Raw genomic sequence first — 18,480 nt, forward strand, 5'->3', positions numbered from 1 at the left:
GACAACGGTGTCAGAGCGGTGTATCATATTCCCGTAAAGAGAGGGCATTGCGACGTCGGACATTTACCGCTACCTTAACCACACTCTATTGATATCCTGAGGCGGAGCTTCGCCCCTTTGAAATACCTTGCTTCCGTTCATTCAACTCTAAAAGTCTCACGCTACCTGTTCAGAGCGCTGGCCTTACTGGTCTGGTGTCTGATTGCTTTTGCGTCGGTGTTCTACATTGTGAATGCGTTGCACCAGCGAGAGTCTGAGATCCGCCAGGAGTTTAATCTCAGCTCCGACCAGGCTCAACGCTACATTCAGCGTACTTCTGACGTGATAAAAGAGCTGAAATATATTGCTGAAAACCGATTAACGGCAGAAAACGGCGTGATGTCATTGCGGGCACGGGATGATAAAACCGTGGTGCCGAATTTTGAACCGCTGTTTGCCGATTCCGACTGTGCGGTGATGGGTAATGCCTGGCGTGGCTCGCTGGAGTCATTGGCGTGGTTTATGCGCTACTGGCGCGACAATTTCTCAGCGGCTTATGATTTGAACCGTGTGTTCCTGATCGGCAGCGATAACCTCTGCATGGCCAATTTCGGTCTGCGGGATATGCCTGTCGAACGTGACGAGGCGCTGAAAGCACTGCATGAGCGCATCATTAAGTATCGCAATGCGCCGCAGGAAGAAAACGGCAATAACCTGTTCTGGATAAGCCAGGGACCGCGTCCGGGCGTGGGGTATTTTTATGCGCTGACGCCGGTCTATCTTGCCAATCGTCTGCAGGCGTTGCTGGGTGTGGAACAGCCGATTCGTATGGAGAACTTCTTCACGCCGGGCAGTTTGCCGATGGGGGTGACAATCCTTGATGAAAATGGTCATGCGCTGATTTCACTCACCGGTCCTGAAGGCAATATTCAGTCTGAACCGCGCTGGATGCAGGAGCGCTCGTGGTTTGGCTACACGCCGGGTTTTCGCAATCTGGTGTTGAAGAAAAACCTGCCGCCATCATCGCTCAGTATTGTGTACTCCGTGCCGGTCGATCTGGTGCTGGAGCGGATACGCATGATGATCCTGAATGCGGTTCTGCTGAATGTGCTGGTAGGTGCGGCGTTGTTTATGCTGACGCGCATGTATGAGCGGCGTATTTTTATTCCAGCGGAAAGCGATGCCCAGCGCCTGGAAGAGCATGAACAGTTTAACCGTAAAATTGTGGCTTCTGCGCCGGTCGGTATTTGTATTCTGCGCACAATTGATGGCATTAACATTCTGAGCAACGAGCTGGCGCATACCTATCTCAACATGCTGACGCATGAAGACAGGCAACGGTTGACGCAAATTATCTGCGGCCAGCAGGTTAATTTCGTCGATGTGTTGACCAGCAATAATACCAATCTGCAAATCAGCTTTGTGCATTCACGTTATCGTAATGAGAACGTAGCCATATGCGTCCTGGTCGATGTGAGTGCGCGTGTGAAAATGGAAGAGTCGTTACAGGAGATGGCGCAGGCGGCGGAACAGGCCAGCCAGTCAAAATCAATGTTCCTTGCGACGGTGAGTCATGAACTACGCACGCCGCTGTATGGCATTATCGGTAACCTTGACCTGCTGCAAACGAAAGAACTGCCCAGCGGAGTGGATCGCCTGGTGACGGCGATGAATAACTCCTCCAGCCTGTTGTTGAAGATTATCAGCGATATTCTTGATTTCTCGAAAATTGAATCCGAACAGTTGAAGATTGAACCGCGCGAATTTTCACCGCGGGAAGTGATGAGCCATATTACGGCCAACTATCTGCCGCTGGTGGTACGCAAGCAACTGGGATTGTACTGTTTCATTGAACCGGATGTGCCTGTGGCATTAAATGGCGATCCGATGCGCTTGCAGCAGGTCATTTCTAACCTGTTGAGTAATGCTATTAAATTCACCGATACCGGCTGTATTGTGCTGCACGTTCAGTGCAGCGGCGACTACCTCAGCATTCGTGTGCGTGATACTGGCGTGGGGATCCCGGCCAAAGAAGTCGTTCGTCTGTTCGATCCCTTCTTCCAGGTGGGGACGGGCGTGCAGCGTAATTTCCAGGGGACCGGGTTAGGTCTGGCTATCTGTGAAAAACTGATCAGCATGATGGACGGGGATATTTCCGTTGATTCTGAACCGGGGATGGGGAGCCAGTTTACGCTGCGGATACCGCTGTATGGAGCCCAGTATCCACAGAATAAAAGTGTGGACGGTCTTGCCAGTACCCGCTGCTGGCTGGCGGTGCGAAACGCGTCACTCTATCACTTTATCGAATCCAGCCTCACGCGTACCGGGATGACGGTGCTGCGTTATGAGGGGCAGCAACCTGATGCAAATGATGTATTGATTGCTGATGATGTGCTGGATCAGGCGTGGCAGGGACGAGCCACGGTGATTTTCTGTCGTCGCCACATTGGTATTCCGCTGGAAAGAACGCCTGGCGAGTGGGTGCACAGCGTGGCATCACCGCACGAGTTGCCGGGGCTGCTGGCGCATATCTACAGCGTTGAACTGGGCAGTGAAGCGCTTTCCACCGCACTGCCAGCTCCGGACAAAGTGGGAGCCACAAACGATGACATGATGATTCTGGTGGTTGACGATCATCCGATTAACCGTCGTTTACTGGCCGATCAGTTGGGATCGTTGGGATATCAGTGTAAAACCGCCAACGACGGTGTGGACGCGCTCAATGTGTTGAGTAAAAACCATATTGATATCGTGCTGAGCGACGTCAACATGCCGAATATGGATGGTTATCGCTTGACGCAGCGTATTCGCCAACTGGGGTTAACGCTGCCGGTGATTGGTGTGACGGCCAATGCTTTGGCGGAAGAGAAGCAGCGTTGTCTGGAGTCGGGAATGGACAGTTGCTTATCCAAGCCAGTGACGCTAGACGTGCTGAAGCAGACGCTAACGGTCTATGCGGATCGCGTAAGAAAAACGCGGGGATAAAAGAGGCAGGGTAGCGGTGTTTGCCTTATCCGGCCTACAGAACATACACAACACTGTATTGTTCGTAGGCCAGATAAACGCGGTGCCATCAGGCAGATGATATGAAACCGAATTACTCTTTGTCTGACGGGCTTAACGTCACGGATGACAGGTAATTCAGCAGGGCGATATCGTTTTCCACGCCGAGCTTCATCATTGCAGACTTTTTCTGGCTACTGATGGTTTTAATACTGCGATTGAGTTTTTTAGCGATTTCAGTCACCAGGAAGCCTTCGGCAAACAGGCGCAGAACTTCACTTTCTTTCGGTGACAGGCGTTTGTCGCCATAACCGCTGGCGCTGATTTTTTCCAGCAGGCGAGAGACGCTTTCCGGGGTGAATTTCTTACCTTTTTGCAGCGCCGCCAGCGCCTTCGGCAGGTCAGTTGGCGCACCTTGTTTCAGCACGATCCCTTCAATGTCGAGATCCAGTACCGCGCTCAGGATGGCCGGGTTGTTGTTCATGGTCAAAACGATGATCGACAGGCTCGGGAAATGGCGTTTGATATATTTAATTAACGTGATCCCATCACCATATTTATCTCCCGGCATTGAGAGATCGGTAATCAACACATGAGCATCTAATTTAGGCAAATTGTTGATCAGTGCAGTGGAGTCTTCAAATTCGCCGACAACGTTCACCCATTCGATTTGTTCAAGTGATTTACGAATACCGAACAGTACAATCGGATGGTCATCGGCAATAATTACGTTCATAGTGTTCATGTATTGGGCTACCTTGCTACAGCAAGCTCTTGACGTAAACGTCAATGTCGCTGATGTACTTTTCTATACCTGGAGCATCTTTCTCTTGAATAAGATGTTCCAGCGCTTCACATAACTGCTTGCCGGGTACCAGATTAAGCATGGCAAACACGCCTTTCAGGCGATGGGCCGTTTGGGCTAACGCAGCGAAATCGCTGGTTGCTGCCTCAGTATACAACCTCTTAACATCATCCGGTACTGTGTCTACAAAGAGTGCATAGTAACCACTGGCATGAAGTTCGGCGTTTTCATCACCGCCGAGGGGGAGTTCCTGGATCTCTTCTTGCGCCAGTTGTTCTTCTATTAGCTCCAGGACAGCTTCCTGCATAGCATTGCTCATATTAAAGTTGACGCGCAGCTGACCGGGGCCAATTTTTCGCACGCCAGACTCATCATCGCTTAAAAGCAAGCCCGAGGCAGTAAGATTAGACGGATTATCAGTGATAAAGAGATCATATTCTTGACTATTCAGTCGCTCATCGGGCGTGATGCAGGTTGCTCCCCAGTTTTCCAGCTGACGCAATACAATGCTGCGTACGTCATTCGAGGTGACGTCAACCATCACGCAGACGTCATCTAACAGCCGTTCTTCATTATCAGCATGTTGGTCATGCAGCGGCATCTTAACATGGACGATATAACGCGTTCCAAGTTCTTCCCGCGCTTTAATATTCAGATGTCCACCCAGTTTGCGCGCTAGCTGATCGCACAACCAGAACGTGAGTGGATTCGCTTTGCCATATCGATCGCTCTGCGTGTCATTGCTGAACGGAAAGTGCAGATTATCAATTTCATTCAGCGCGACGCCTTCCCCGGTATCCAGAATACGGAAGGTCAGACGCTCTGCCTCCGACTCATCCTGGTCGACGTCCAGCGTAATTTTGCCAATCTGCGTTGTGGTCACGGCATATTGGATGAGTAGCAGCAAAATACGACGCAGGGCATCGCGGTCGCCGCGGCGCTCATCATTGGCGCTCAGGTGATTTTTAATCAGCAGCTGCAACCCTTTACGCTTGATGGCGGGTAGTACTTCAGGCACTACGTCGTCAATTAACGCCTGCACGGAAAACAGCGTTGATTCACTTTTCCAGTCATCGCTTTCCAGAAGATTGGCCAACTGAATCTCATCGACCATACGTACCAGAACGTCTGCCTGGTTTGCCAGTTTGTGGCTGTCGGGCGTATTGAGTGCGGCAGCATTGATGGCCAGCGTTTTGGCGGGATCTTTCAGTGCGCGACCAATGTTTTGCATAAAGGCGGCGCGAGCCTGTTGGTTTTTCTCATACAGTCGCTGCGCTTGTTTCAGCTTTTTATTTACCAGCACTTCGCGGTCCTGGTCGCGAATGATAAAGATCTGCGTGCGGGCTGAGATCTGGCTGCGGAACAGCCTGATCTCATACAATTCATTATTGATTGTGGCCTGGATTACCCCCTGATGCTGCTCCGCCATGCTGGTGATATTTTGCAGATTTAAATGTGGCAGCAGGTGGTCGGCAATTTTATTGCTGATAACCGTGCGGTTGGATTCCTGGTCGTGTACCAATAACCCCAGCGGCAGCAGCGAAACAATTTCTTCATTGATTGCACGAAGCACCCGGAGTTCATTATTTGCGGCAAGGTTTGGCGCCACTTCGTTTGAGCGGGCAGGGAGGTGGCGGAAAGTGGTATAGCCAAACAGCGCCAGCGCCAGCAGAGCGATATTCAGTAACAGCGGCAGCAGAATGCTTTGCAGCGTATCAAGCAGTAATGAACCAAAGGGAACCTGCCAGACCAGTCGCATATCCGTTGAATTTAGCGCTGAAGAGATCTCAATCTTGCTATTGTTAAAGTTGATGCTGACGCTGTCAGGCGACTCTTTTTCACTGAGATGTTCAGCCGTAGACGTGGCATCGGGCTCCAGATGAAAGCTGTCCAACTGCATGCCCGGGGGGATCAAATCATTAATCGGCAGGTCAAACGCGACCACGGTTGCCAGATGCCCTGGCTGATTAAAGGTTGTGCGTAACGTGAAGTAATGACCGTTTTGCCAGACTAGCCGGCGAAGGGACGAGAAGCTTTCACGCTCATCGAGCGCATTGGCCTGTTGTAACATCTCAGCGCGGCGCGAGTCGACAATGTTGCCAATTGTCGATTCTTTAAAGCCGGAGGTGAGATCTTTCAGCGGCAATGTTGAGATAAGAATCAGGCTATTGTCCTGACCATTCAGATAATACATAGACCATGGGACATTCTCCGCGCCCCACAGTGTATCCAGGTAGGTTGAGATCCGCTGGGTCATTTCCAGCGTAGAACTGTCATGCGAGCCGAAAATCAGCGCTTCAGTCTTTCTACGGGGTTTTTCAAGATAGTAGACATCTTGCTTGAGTCGGGTTTCCTGTAACCCGTCGGCAGTCGATGAGTTGGTTGTCGCTGCAATATTGTCATAGATTTGCCAGGTCACGTATCGCCAGGTATCTACCCTTTTATGAATAGCGTGGGTGATATCGACAATCTGATAGCTCTTATCTTTAAGCCAGGTGTTGACCGCGCTCTGGACCATCACGCCCATCATCACCAACAGCACCACGATCAATAATAAGAATAAACGGGTAATACTTCCCGGAAGCAGGGAGAATCGGGTAGAAGCCGTTGTGTCAGACTGACTCATTCGTGTTTATGACCTGTTAAAACGACGCTAAAGATGAAGGGGCAGTATAAAGGGTAATGTATGAATTGCCATACTTACGCAACATCTGCGGAGCTGTGTTTTTTATTGCTGTGTATCGTTGCCAGGCAGGCAATGCAAACGTGTACAGCCGGTCACTATCAGTACAAATAAAGGTATGAAACCTACAGATTTAGCATTAAATAACAAGAAATTATTTGCCTGATTTATATGCGATGGTGAACAGGTGAGATAGTTAATAGTCGTTATAGTTTTTCATCGGTAGCACAGAACCGCGATGTTTGTGTAAAGAAGGGTAAAAAAAAACCGAACGCAGAGCATTCGGTTGAAATAGGGGTAAACAGACATTCATGAATGAATGACGGTAATAAATAAAGTTAATGATGATAGCGAGTCTATTTTAGTTGCGAGTGAAGATTTTGTTTTATCATTCAGTGCTATGGCTGTGCTTTGTGTAATTTATTGATTTATATGTATTTTGTAATGGTTCTTGACTATTCGTGCTTATTCTCTCCATTTTCTTAATTAAAAAAAGTTCCCTTTTGTTAATATTTTGAAACATCTACATAGATAAATGAAACATCTTTAAAGTATTAGTATCATATTCGTGTTGGATTATTCTGTGTTTTTGCGGAGAATGAAGTTGCCGACTGGTTAATGAGGGTTAGCCAGTGAGCAGTGGCATAAAAAAGCAATAAAGGCATATAACAGAGGGTTAATAACATGAAAGTTAAAGTACTGTCCCTCCTGGTACCGGCTCTGCTGGTAGCAGGCGCAGCAAATGCGGCTGAAATTTACAACAAAGACGGCAACAAATTAGATCTGTACGGTAAAGTCGACGGTCTGCACTATTTCTCTGATGACTCTACTAAAGATGGTGATCAGACCTATATGCGTATCGGCTTCAAAGGTGAAACCCAGGTTAACGACCAACTGACCGGTTACGGCCAGTGGGAATACCAGATCATGGGTAACTCCTCTGAAAACGAAAACAACGCCTGGACGCGTGTCGCGTTTGCCGGTCTGAAATTCGCTGATGCAGGTTCTTTCGACTACGGTCGTAACTACGGCGTGGTTTATGACGTCACGTCCTGGACCGACGTTCTGCCGGAATTCGGCGGCGATACCTACGGTTCTGACAACTTCATGCAGCAGCGTGGTAACGGCTTTGCAACCTACCGTAACACCGATTTCTTCGGTCTGGTTGATGGTCTGAACTTTGCCCTGCAGTACCAGGGTAAAAACGGTAGTCCGGAAGGTGAAGGCATGACCGGCGTGACTGGCAACGGTCGTGACGCACTGAATCAGAACGGTGACGGCGTCGGCGGATCTATCACTTATGATATCGGTGAAGGCTTCTCCCTGGGTACCGCGGTCACCAGCTCCAAACGTACTGATGAGCAAAACAAGCTGAACTTCGGTACCGGCGATCGTGCTGAAACCTACACTGGCGGTCTGAAATACGACGCGAACAATGTGTACCTGGCAGCACAGTACACCCAGACCTACAACGCAACGCGTGCAGGTAAACTGGGTTGGGCTAACAAAGCACAGAACGTTGAAGCTGTTGCGCAGTACCAGTTCGACTTCGGTCTGCGTCCGTCCGTGGCTTACCTGCAGTCAAAAGGTAAAGATCTGGACAACGGCTACGGCGACCAGGATATCCTGAAATATGTTGATGTTGGCGCGACCTACTACTTCAACAAAAACATGTCTACCTATGTTGATTACAAAATCAACCTGCTGGATGACAACCAGTTCACCCGTAATGCAGGTATCTCTACCGATGATATCGTAGCACTGGGTCTGGTTTACCAGTTCTAATCTGTATCTATTTCTATCAAAGGCCCTACGGGGCCTTTTTTAATGCCGTTTTTCTGACGTACAAACACTCTTTTTTGGTGTACTCTTGCGCCCGTTTTCATAAGGGTAATCACGTATGGATATGATTTTTTGTCGTGCAGCGCTCCTGGCTGTAACACTCTTTTTTGTCGGGTGCGATGAGGCCCCGAAATCAACCCAGACCCCGTCCTCAACCGCGACAGTCCTGGAGGGCAAAACCATGGGTACTTTCTGGCGGGTCAGTGTCGTGGGCGTCGATGCAAAACGCGCCGCAGAACTACAGGTGAAGATCCAGACTCAGCTTGATGCCGATGATCAACTGCTCTCCACCTATAAAAATGACTCTGCATTGATGCGCTTTAACCTGTCGAAAAGTCTGTCGCCGTGGCCGGTTAGCGACGCCATGGCGGATATCGTGACCTCGGCGCTACGCATTGGTGCAAAAACCGATGGGGCTATGGATATCACCGTGGGGCCGTTAGTCAACCTGTGGGGCTTTGGCCCGGATCAGCAACCGTTACATATTCCCACCCAAGGGCAAATTGACGCTGCAAAAGCGCAAACCGGACTTTCACATCTGAAGGTCGTGAATGAAGCGCATCAGAACTACCTGCAAAAAGACTTGCCGGATCTGTATGTGGATCTCTCTACCGTTGGCGAAGGGTACGCCGCCGATCATTTGGCTCGATTAATGGAGCAGGAAGGGATCGCCCGTTATCTGGTCTCAGTTGGCGGCGCGCTAAACAGCCGTGGAATGAATGCCGAGGGGCAACCGTGGCGTGTGGCAATACAGAAACCGACCGATCGTGAAAACGCGGTCCAGGCGATTGTCGATATCAATGGGCATGGTATCAGCACCTCCGGTAGCTATCGCAACTATTACGAACTGGATGGCAAGCGTCTTTCCCATGTCATCGATCCGCAAACCGGCCGTCCGATTGAACACAATCTGGTCTCTGTGACGGTGATTGCACCCACGGCGTTGGAGGCTGATGGTTGGGATACCGGGCTAATGGTGCTTGGCCCGCAAAAAGCCAAAGAGGTTGTGCGTCGCGAAGGGTTAGCGGTGTATATGATTGTTAAAGAAGGCGAAGGGTTTAGCACCTGGATGTCGCCGCAGTTTAAAAGCTTCCTGGTCAGCGAAAAAAATTAAAAAGCAAGATTGCGGGTTTTTATAACCCGCAATGCGGACACACTGAGGCTAAGCGCTATGCTTAACAAAGGAGTCCATCATGACAAATCTCTTACACATCACTGATGATGAACGCTGGCAGTCTGTGCTGGATCGTGACGCCAGGGCTGACGGTCAGTTTGTTTTTGCTGTTCAGACTACAGGCATTTTTTGTCGACCGTCCTGTCGGGCAAAACATGCGCTGCGCAAAAATGTCAGTTTCTTCGCGGATGCCGAGCAGGCACAGGCGGCAGGGTTTCGTCCCTGCAAACGCTGCCGACCGGACAAAGATAGCGCGCAACAGCAGCGGCTGGACAAAATAGCCCACGCCTGTCAGTTGCTGGAGCAGGAGTCCCCCCTCACACTGGAGGCTCTTGCGCAGCATGTTGCGATGAGCCCGTTTCACCTGCATCGCCTGTTCAAAGCCACCACCGGGATGACCCCCAAAGCCTGGCAACAGTCGTGGCGTGCCCGTCGCCTGCGTGACGCGCTGGCAAAAGGCGCACCGGTCACGCAGGCGATTCTTGACGCCGGATTCCCCGACAGCAGCAGCTATTACCGCAAAGCGGATCAGGCGTTAGGCATGACCGCCAGGCAATTTCGTCAAGGCGGCGGTAATGTTTCTGTGCGCTATACCCTCACAGATTGCGCCCTCGGCCGTTGCCTGGTGGCGGAAAGTGAACGGGGTATCTGCGCGATCTTGCTGGGCGACGACGATGCTACGCTGATAGCAGAATTGCATGAACTGTTTCCGACGGCACGTGACGAGCCCGCCGATACGGAGTTTCAACAACATGTGCGTGAGGTGATCGCCGTGATTAACACGCGCAATACCGCACTGTCACTGCCGCTGGATATTCAGGGAACCGCCTTTCAGCAGCAGGTATGGCAAGCGCTGCGGGCAATCCCTTGTGGTGAGACGGTGAGTTATCAGCAACTTGCCAGCACTATCGGCAAGCCGAAGGCGGTGCGTGCCGTAGCCAGCGCCTGCGCGGCGAACAAGCTGGCGATTGTGATCCCGTGTCACCGCGTAATCCGCGGTGATGGCGCGCTTTCTGGCTATCGTTGGGGAATAACGCGCAAGGCGCAACTGTTGCAACGTGAAGCCACCCGCGAGGAAACGTAATGCTCGATCTCTTTGCAGATGAGAAACCCTGGCACGAGCCGCTGGCGTCAGGTGCGGTGATTTTGCGGCGCTTTGCATTTGAATCCGCCCCCGCTTTACTGCGGGCAATCGCGGCGACAGCCAGACTGTCGCCGTTTCGCCAGATGGTCACCCCTGGCGGTTATACGATGTCGGTAGCCATGACGAATTGCGGCCATCTGGGCTGGACAACGGATCAACATGGCTACCTCTATTCACCGGTCGATCCATTAACCGGCGTTCACTGGCCGCCATTACCCGAGGTCTTTGCTGAGCTGTGCCAACAGGCGGCAACGGCCGCAGGCTATCCTGATTTTCAACCGGATGCTTGCCTTATTAATCGCTATACGCCGGGGGCAAAACTGTCTTTACATCAGGATAAAGATGAGCCTGACCTGCGAGCGCCTATCGTCTCTGTATCGCTGGGCCTGCCGGCGATTTTTCAGTTTGGCGGCTTACGGCGCAACGATCCCTTAAAGCGAGTATTGCTGGAGCATGGTGATGTGGTGGTATGGGGGGGAAACTCGCGGCTGTTTTATCATGGCGTCCAGCCGCTTAAGACGGGGTATCATCCATTGACGGGAGATTGTCGTTATAACCTGACGTTTCGCCAGGCAGGTAAAAAAGAATAAAAATAAGAATTATTATTGCTGTCAGCGAAGAGATGTTTAAACTGCGGGCTGTTATTACTTGTCCGGGTTGTTTGCATGGAACTTTTACTTCTTGTCTGGCGGCAGTATCGCTGGCCATTTATCAGCGTCATGGCGCTCAGCCTTGTCAGTGCCGCGCTGGGGATTGGGCTGATTGCGTTTATTAATCAGCGCCTGATTGAAACGGTCGACACCACGCTGATGGTGCTACCGGAGTTTCTTGGCCTGCTGCTGTTACTGATGGTCGTCACCCTCGGTTCACAGCTGGCGCTCACCACGCTGGGGCACCACTTTGTCTACCGTCTGCGTAGCGAATTTATCAAACGAATTCTGGACACCCACGTCGAGCGTATCGAGCAAATCGGTAGCGCCTCGTTACTGGCCGGTTTAACCAGCGATATCCGTAACATTACCATTGCCTTTGTCCGCCTGCCTGAGCTGGTACAGGGGATTATTTTGACCATGGGGTCGGCGGCGTATCTGGCCATGCTGTCGACTAAAATGCTGCTGGTGACGGCAATCTGGATGGCAATCACCATCTGGGGCGGATTTGTGCTGGTGGCGCGGGTGTATAAACACATGGCTACCCTGCGTGAAACCGAAGACAAGCTGTACAACGACTACCAGACGGTGCTGGAAGGGCGCAAAGAGCTGACGCTCAACCGGGAACGTGCGGAGCATATCTTTAATCAGCTGTACGTCCCGGATGCCAAAGAGTACCGTCATCATATTATCCGTGCCGATACCTTCCACCTGAGCGCGGTCAACTGGTCGAACATTATGATGCTGGGCGCCATTGGCCTGGTGTTCTGGATGGCCAACAGTCTGGGTTGGGCGGATACCGCCGTGGCGGCGACCTATTCGCTGACGCTGCTATTCCTGCGCACGCCGCTGCTCTCTGCCGTCGGCGCGCTGCCAACGCTGCTGACTGCACAGGTGGCGTTCAACAAGCTGAATAAGTTCTCCCTGGCCCCCTTCAAGGCTGAATTCCCACGGCCAACCGCATTTCCGGACTGGCAAACGCTGGAGTTGCGCGACGTGGTTTTCCGCTATCAGGATAATGCGTTCGCCGTTGGGCCAGTGAATCTGACCATTCATCGTGGTGAACTGATCTTCCTGATTGGCGGTAACGGCAGTGGGAAATCTACGCTGGCGATGTTGCTGACCGGGCTATACCAGCCGCAGTCTGGTGAGATTTTACTGGATAGCAAGGCGGTTGCTGTCGAAAAACCGGAGGACTACCGCAAGCTGTTCTCCGCGGTGTTTACCGACGTCTGGCTGTTTGACAAATTGCTGGGACCTGAAGGCAGAGACGCTTCTCCGGCGCTGGTAGCGAAGTGGCTGGATCATCTGCAAATGGCGCACAAGCTGGAACTGAACGACGGGCGCATTCTCAACCTGAAGCTGTCGAAAGGGCAGAAAAAGCGTGTGGCGCTGTTGCTGGCCTTAGCAGAGGAGCGCGACATTATTCTGCTGGATGAATGGGCCGCCGATCAGGATCCGCATTTCCGGCGTGAATTCTACCAGGTGTTGCTGCCGCTGATGCAGGAGATGGGCAAAACCATTTTCGCCATTAGTCATGACGATCATTACTTTATTCATGCAGACCGTTTGCTGGAAATGCGTAATGGGCAATTGAGTGAACTGCTGGGCGATGAACGCGATGCGGCTTCGCGCGATGCGGTGGCGCGCACTGCATGATCCCACATGCCGCCGGTTTTTTATCCACCCGGCGGCCTCGTTTATTGTTATTTACATAATTCGGCATCATGATTGATGATATTTCATATCATGGATTTATGATTAATGTCCGCAATAAACAAAAACAGCGCCAGGCTACGTGATGAAGAGCGTGCGCGTCTAATCTGGCTGCTGACCACTGATAAAGCCATTATTTCAACACTGTTGGGCAAGCTTACCCTGGCTGAGCAATATGACGTCGGCACGTTAGCCGACGATATTGCTGAGGTAGGGGCTCTGGTGGCGCATCTGCCGCCACCCGATCTGGCCGATACCCTTGAAGCACTGCCCTCCGAAGAGCGTCACGCCCTGTGGCGACTGGTCGAAAGTGAAAAACGCGGCAACGTCCTGCTTGAAGCATCAGAAAATGTGTGGGATGACCTGATCGACGAGATGAGCGACCGCGAGCTACTGGATGCGCTGCAATATCTCGATATCGACGAACAGATTTATCTGGTACAGCATTTACCCCGTAACCTTACCGGTCGACTGCTGGCATCATTGCCTGCTGAAGAGCGTGCGCGCGTACGTCAGGTGCTGCACTACGAGAAGAATCGCGTCGGTGCGATCATGGAGTTCGAAGTCATCACCGTACGTCCGGACGTGACGCTGGAAGTGGTGCAGCGGTACTTGCGGCGGCTGGGAAAAATGCCGGAGAACACCGATAAACTCTTCGTAACCGATCGCAATAAAGTGCTGGTGGGTGAACTGACGCTAACCTGTATTCTGCTCAATGACGTGCAGCGTAAAGTCAGCGAAGTGATGGAGGATGATCCGCTCACATTTTCTCCGGAAGATATCGCCGAGAATGCTGCGCGTACGTTTGAACGTGACAACCTGGTTAGTGCTGCGGTGGTTGATCCCTCAGGCAAACTGATGGGACGCTTAACCATCGATGAGATCGTCGACGTGGTTTATGAAGAAACCGATACCGATCTGCGTCGAATGGGGGGCTTAAGTGCCGAAGAGGATGTATTCGCTCCGGTCACTAAAGCGGTAAAAACCCGTTGGGCGTGGCTGGCAATTAATCTCTGTACCGCTTTTATCGCCTCGCGGGTAATCGACGGTTTCGAGCACACCATTTCACAACTGGTGGCGCTGGCCTCGCTGATGCCAATTGTGGCAGGGATTGGCGGTAATACGGGTAATCAGACCATCACCATGATTGTCCGGGCGCTGGCGTTGCAGAATATTCAGCCCGGCAACCTGACGTTTCTGATCCTGCGTGAGATGGGGGTAGCGTTGATCAACGGCCTTGTCTGGGGCGGCATCATGGGCGGCATCACCTGGTGGCTGTACGATGATATGGCGCTGGGCGGCGTGATGACCCTGGCAATGATGCTCAATCTGCTGATGGCGGCGCTGATGGGCGTTATCATTCCGATGACGATGGTGAAGCTCGGGCGCGATCCGGCGGTCGGCTCCAGCGTCATGATTACCGCTATCACCGACACCGGCGGATTCTTTATTTTTCTGGGTCTGGCGACGCTGTTTTTGATGTAGACGCCCGTTTCCTACTGACGATGCGCGGCAGTATCAACATCGTGATCACGCCGGCAACCACGCCAATCGCCAGGTTGCCGGTAGAGACTGTCGCGGCGACGGTAACCAACATTGCCAGCGTTTCGGTGACCGGCATGTTGGTCAGCGTCGCGGGTCGGATGCTGTGCCAGCTAAACGTTTTTACCGCCACAATCACCATAATTCCCGCCAGTACTGACATTGGTATCTTTGCCATCACCTCGCTGAGTGCGGTGACGAGCAGCAGCAAGACCAGGCTGGCGGCAAACGTGGAAACGCGGCTGCGAGCTTTCCCCATCTCAACGTTGACAATCGTTTGACCGATCATCGCGCATCCGGCGATGCCGCCATAAAAACCGGCCAGGATATTGGCTACGCCCAGTCCGGTACTTTCACGGTTTTTATTCGACGGGGTGACCGTCAGGTCGTCAACCAGCCGGGCAGTTAATAGCGATTCCATCAATCCAACAAAAGCGATGCTCAGCGCGCAGGGCCAGATAATGGCTAACGTTTGCAGGTTGAGTGGTACAAGTAACTGCGTCAAGCCCGGCAGACCGCCGCTCATTGAACCTTCGTCACCGACGGTCGGTAACAGTTGCCCGCTGGTGACAGTGAACACCGTCAGCAGCACGATAGCGATCAGCGGCGCGGGGATGGCTTTGATAAACCGCGGAACCCACAGCACAATCAGCAGCGTCAGGACGAACAGCCCCCAGATGAGCGGGCTTTTCCCCCAGAAATGCGGGACCTGGGCAAAGAAAATCAAAATACCCAGCGCGTTGACAAATCCTGTCATCACGGCCGTAGGGATGAACCGCATCAAACGCGCCATTCCTGACACACCAAACAGGATCTGAATAATCCCGGCCAGCACTACCGCAGGCAGGATGTACTGCACGCCGTGTTGATGCACCATCGGGCCAATGACTAATGCAACCGATCCTGCAGCGGCGGTAACCATTGCCGGACGCCCACCTAAAAAGGACATCGCCAGGCACAGTACGACCGAGGCTATCAGGCTGACTTTCGGATCGACGCCAGCAATAACGGAAAAAGAGATCACTTCCGGGATCAGCGCCAGGGCGGTTACCACACCGGCCAGCGTTTCACGAACCAGCAGGCGGGGGTGGCGTAACACGGTGTGGGTGGTGTGTTCTGCCACCGCGGCAGGGGAAGAGTGTGTTGCAGACATAGTTACTCTCAGGTCAGAAAAGGCCTGATGACAGCAGACCGACAGGCATCCGTGCGGTGAATAGCAAAGCGCAGCATAGTACCCGTCTGACGGGGAGGTTTCCAGAAATGATTGTCAATAACCATATAAAGAATAAACGTATTAATAACATTTTTAAAATTTAAATATAATTTATAAACAATATTTAATTATTTTTACTTAAGTGTTACCGTTGTTACCGCTCGATTTTCACCTGCATAAAAAGCAAAAAGCGATACTAAAAGTAAGGCATTAACATTATGAAAAAAGTGACTGCCATGCTCTTCACCATGGCTGTAGGGCTGAATGTTGTCTCGATGGCAGCAAAAGCGAAAGCGGCGGAAGAGCAGGAAACGGATGTACTGTTGATTGGCGGCGGCATCATGAGCGCCACACTGGGAACCTATTTACAGGAGCTGGAACCGCAATGGTCAATGACCATGGTAGAGCGACTGGATGGCGTTGCTCAGGAAAGTTCAAACGGCTGGAACAACGCCGGAACAGGCCACTCCGCACTGATGGAACTGAACTACACGCCCAAAAAGGCTGACGGTAGCATCAGTATTGAAAAGGCAGTCGAAATTAACGAAGCCTTCCAGATTTCCCGCCAGTTCTGGGCGTATCAGGTCAACAACGGCGTGATGCATGAACCCCGCTCGTTTATCACCACTGTTCCCCATATGAGCTTTGTCTGGGGCGACGAGAACGTGAATTTCCTGCGTGCCCGTTACACGGCACTCCAGCAAAGCACCCTGTTCCGCGGTATGCGCTACTCTGAAGATCACGCGCAGATTAAAGAATGGGCGCCTTTGGTTATGGAAGGTCGCGATCCGCAGCAGAAAGTTGCGGCAACGCGTACCGAGATCGGTACTGACGTGAACTACGGTGAAATTACGCGCCAGCTGATTGCATCGTTGCAGAAAAAACCTAATTTTGCGCTGCAACTGAGCACCGAAGTTCGCGGCTTTAAGCGTAACGCGGATAATAGCTGGACCGTCACGGTTGCCGATCTGAAAAACAACGAAGCGGAACACGCTATTAAGGCGAAGTTTGTCTTTATCGGTGCCGGTGGCGCTGCCCTGAAGCTGTTGCAGGAAACCGACATTCCGGAAGCGAAAGGCTATGCCGGATTCCCGGTTGGCGGGCAGTTCCTGGTGGCGGAAAACCCTGATGTGGTCAATCGTCATCTGGCGAAAGTGTACGGTCAGGCCTCCGTTGGTGCGCCGCCGATGTCCGTACCGCACATCGATACCCGTATTCTGGATGGTAAACGCGTAGTGCTGTTTGGGCCGTTCGCAACCTTCTCCACTAAGTTCCTGAAAAACGGTTCATTGTGGGATCTGCTCAGTTCTACCACCAGGTCGAACTTTATGCCGATGGTTAACGTAGGTCTGGATAACTTCGATCTGGTCAAATATCTGGTAAGCCAGGTCATGCTCAGCGACGACGACCGTTTTGCCGCGCTGCAAGAGTACTATCCACAGGCGAAAAAAGAAGACTGGCGTTTATGGCAGGCAGGCCAGCGTGTGCAGATTATCAAAAGTGATGCGGAGAAGGGCGGCGTTCTGCGTCTGGGAACCGAAGTGGTCAGCGATAAAGAGGGAACCATTGCTGCGCTACTGGGCGCATCACCGGGGGCATCAACCGCGGCACCGATCATGCTGCATCTGATGGAAAAAGTGTTTAAAGATAAAGTTGCCAGCCCGGAATGGCAGGCGAAGCTGAAAACCATCATTCCGTCTTATGGTACTAAGCTGAACGGTAACGTTGAGGCTACGGAGCAAGAGCTGCAATACACCAGCGAAGTACTGGGTCTGAAGTACGATAAACCGCAGGTTGCTGATGAAGCGCCGAAACCACAGCTAAAACCTCAGGCGCAACCGCAGCCTGAGCAGAAAGCTGTGGCGGATATCGCACTGTAAAAAAAGGCCGGATGGCGCTGCGCTTATCCGGCCTACTTCTACTTCATGCGTCTGTAGGCCGGATAAGGCGGTACGCCGCCATCCGGCACATTCTCACTTATCGCACGACGGCATCCTGAATCTTATCTTCTGCTTTCCAGATGCGGTATTTCACCTCCACGTTTTCCGGGGTGTAGACCACAATCGGTAATTTGCTGTTGTAACGCAGCATACCGTCTTCACCCAGATACGCGGTGATGAATTTCTTCTCTTTCTTACCGTCCGGGCAGGCCATCATGGTTGAAACCGGAGAAGTGACTTTGTCGAATACATAGTAGTCATAACCCCAACCTTCCAGCGTTTTGCTGTCCAGCTCTCCGCCAAGGCGATGTTTGTTGCAATCAACTTCCAGCGTTTGTCCGATCAGCAGTTCTACTTTCAGAGTAGATTCATCTTTCTCAGGAGTAAGCTGAATAACCTGACGCTTCATTCCCTTGTCCGCTTTAGGATAAGGGGCGACTTTTTCCAGCGGCTGAGCGCTGGCATCGGTGGTTGTCGCCCACACAGAGGTGCTGGCGAAGGCGGCAAGGAGTACGGCAGGGACAATTGTCTTCATCTTATTGTTCACAGTGTTTCCTTTCTTCTGTCTTATGAACGTATCAAGGGCAGGTTAGCATATTCATATCGTCTATTAATCTAAATTTACTTATATTTTAAGTGCATTAATTAAAGGTTTATAATTTGTGTAGCGATAAATACCAGGAATTATCTTAATTGTGAGATTATTCTCTGTTTTATGTTTTCGCTATATAATTGATTATATAACTCATTGAAATGTGAGCAAAAGCGCACTTTTTCCCGCCAACTCAA

General features: G+C 51.7%; 11 protein-coding genes and 1 pseudogene. 8 read left to right on the forward strand and 4 right to left on the reverse strand.

Going from position 1 to position 18,480, the window contains the following annotated elements; translation table 11 throughout:
• Positions 1-117 precede the first annotated feature (117 nt).
• Positions 118-2,964, forward strand: a complete 2,847-nt coding sequence (gene rcsC / locus HV041_RS04370; protein ID WP_048211112.1) for a two-component system sensor histidine kinase RcsC — start codon at positions 118-120, stop codon at positions 2,962-2,964.
• 112 nt (positions 2,965-3,076) lie between these two features.
• On the opposite strand, the gene rcsB is transcribed toward rcsC, so the two are convergent.
• Together rcsB and rcsD are read right to left on the reverse strand one after the other, a co-directional pair.
• Positions 3,077-3,727 carry a response regulator transcription factor RcsB gene (rcsB, locus tag HV041_RS04375; protein ID WP_003027592.1) on the reverse strand — a complete coding sequence of 217 codons (651 nt, stop codon included), beginning with the start codon at positions 3,725-3,727 and terminating at the stop codon, positions 3,077-3,079.
• A 16-nt stretch (positions 3,728-3,743) separates the two neighbouring features.
• Complete coding sequence (gene rcsD / locus HV041_RS04380) at positions 3,744-6,413, reverse strand: phosphotransferase RcsD (RefSeq protein WP_121584837.1); 2,670 nt, start codon at positions 6,411-6,413, stop codon at positions 3,744-3,746.
• Positions 6,414-7,154: 741 nt separating this feature from the next.
• Here rcsD and HV041_RS04385 point away from each other — a divergent pair.
• The 6 genes and pseudogenes from HV041_RS04385 (at position 7,155) to mgtE (ending at position 14,481) form a co-directional block, all read left to right on the forward strand.
• Positions 7,155-8,255, forward strand: a complete 1,101-nt coding sequence (locus HV041_RS04385; protein ID WP_005129375.1) for a porin OmpC — start codon at positions 7,155-7,157, stop codon at positions 8,253-8,255.
• 115 nt (positions 8,256-8,370) lie between these two features.
• Positions 8,371-9,426, forward strand: a complete 1,056-nt coding sequence (apbE, locus tag HV041_RS04390; RefSeq protein ID WP_048211115.1) for an FAD:protein FMN transferase ApbE — start codon at positions 8,371-8,373, stop codon at positions 9,424-9,426.
• 79 nt (positions 9,427-9,505) lie between these two features.
• Positions 9,506-10,570, forward strand: a complete 1,065-nt coding sequence (ada, locus tag HV041_RS04395) for a bifunctional DNA-binding transcriptional regulator/O6-methylguanine-DNA methyltransferase Ada (RefSeq protein ID WP_048211116.1) — start codon at positions 9,506-9,508, stop codon at positions 10,568-10,570.
• A pseudogene (alkB, locus tag HV041_RS04400) lies at positions 10,570-11,260 on the forward strand (DNA oxidative demethylase AlkB). Before ada ends, alkB begins: the two are co-directional and overlap by 1 nt.
• A gap of 35 nt (positions 11,261-11,295) precedes the next feature.
• Positions 11,296-12,939, forward strand: coding sequence for a multidrug ABC transporter permease/ATP-binding protein (locus HV041_RS04405; RefSeq protein ID WP_121584835.1), 1,644 nt, complete (start codon positions 11,296-11,298; stop codon positions 12,937-12,939).
• Between the two features lie 105 nt (positions 12,940-13,044).
• Positions 13,045-14,481, forward strand: a complete 1,437-nt coding sequence (mgtE, locus tag HV041_RS04410; RefSeq protein WP_048211119.1) for a magnesium transporter — start codon at positions 13,045-13,047, stop codon at positions 14,479-14,481.
• On the opposite strand, the gene HV041_RS04415 is transcribed toward mgtE, so the two are convergent.
• Positions 14,444-15,691 (reverse strand): SulP family inorganic anion transporter, encoded by a 1,248-nt coding sequence (locus tag HV041_RS04415; RefSeq protein WP_048211120.1) that lies wholly within the window; start codon positions 15,689-15,691, stop codon positions 14,444-14,446. The two genes, mgtE and HV041_RS04415, sit on opposite strands and share 38 nt — an antisense overlap.
• 278 nt (positions 15,692-15,969) lie before the next feature.
• On the opposite strand from HV041_RS04415, the gene mqo reads away from it, so the two are divergent.
• Entirely contained in the window at positions 15,970-17,631 is a 1,662-nt protein-coding gene (gene mqo, locus HV041_RS04420; protein WP_048211121.1) for a malate dehydrogenase (quinone), read from the forward strand.
• Between the two features lie 97 nt (positions 17,632-17,728).
• Here the strand turns inward: mqo and eco are convergent, their stop codons facing one another.
• The gene (eco, locus tag HV041_RS04425; protein ID WP_048212557.1) at positions 17,729-18,226 is read right to left on the reverse strand and encodes a serine protease inhibitor ecotin; all 498 of its coding nucleotides are present in this window, start codon (positions 18,224-18,226) and stop codon (positions 17,729-17,731) included.
• Positions 18,227-18,480 lie beyond the last annotated feature (254 nt).

The organism is Citrobacter sp. RHBSTW-00029 (assembly GCF_014104295.1).
GTDB lineage: Bacteria > Pseudomonadota > Gammaproteobacteria > Enterobacterales > Enterobacteriaceae > Citrobacter > Citrobacter youngae.